This is a genomic window from Paratractidigestivibacter sp. (assembly GCF_052362415.1).
Classification (GTDB): Bacteria; Actinomycetota; Coriobacteriia; order Coriobacteriales; family Atopobiaceae; genus Paratractidigestivibacter.
The window spans coordinates 14,424-14,865 of the sequence record NZ_DAWEMK010000024.1 but is presented as its reverse complement, the minus strand read 5'-3'; the positions used below and the strand labels follow the sequence as shown (position 1 = coordinate 14,865).

1 protein-coding gene is annotated in these 442 nt (G+C 59.5%); it reads left to right on the top strand.

Annotated features, from left to right (window positions below):
* Positions 1-186 precede the first annotated feature (186 nt).
* A partial coding sequence (locus tag ACT84W_RS03975) for a putative sulfate exporter family transporter (protein WP_444328278.1) occupies positions 187-442 on the top strand: 256 nt, incomplete at its 3' end.

Below are 442 nucleotides of genomic sequence, written 5' to 3'. Positions count from 1 at the left end.
TAGCTTCTAACGCGCTGGATATCGGAGTAGAACAGCGCGGGCGGCGGATCCGCCGGAAACAACCTTACTAGCATAGCCCTTGTTTCCACTTATTTCCATGAGGGCGTGGCATCGGCTTCAAGGACCTTGCGCGGGGATAGAATGAGCCGTTTCGTTTCGATGGGTCACAGCAAGAAAGGTTTTTGCATGGCTGAATCTCTTGATCTTGCCAAGAAGGGCAAGGGCATCCTCCTGTGTTTGGCGATCGCCGTGGTCGCGTGGATCTGCGGCCAGCATGCCGAGGTGGTCGGCGGGCCGGTCTTCGGCATCCTGTTTGGCATGCTCCTGGCGCAGGTGCTTCGCGGCCGCGACGCCTCGTCGCTTCAGCCCGGCATCAAGTTCACGTCCAAGTACATCCTTCAGGCGGCCGTCGTCTTCCTGGGGTTCGGGCTTAACCTCGCGC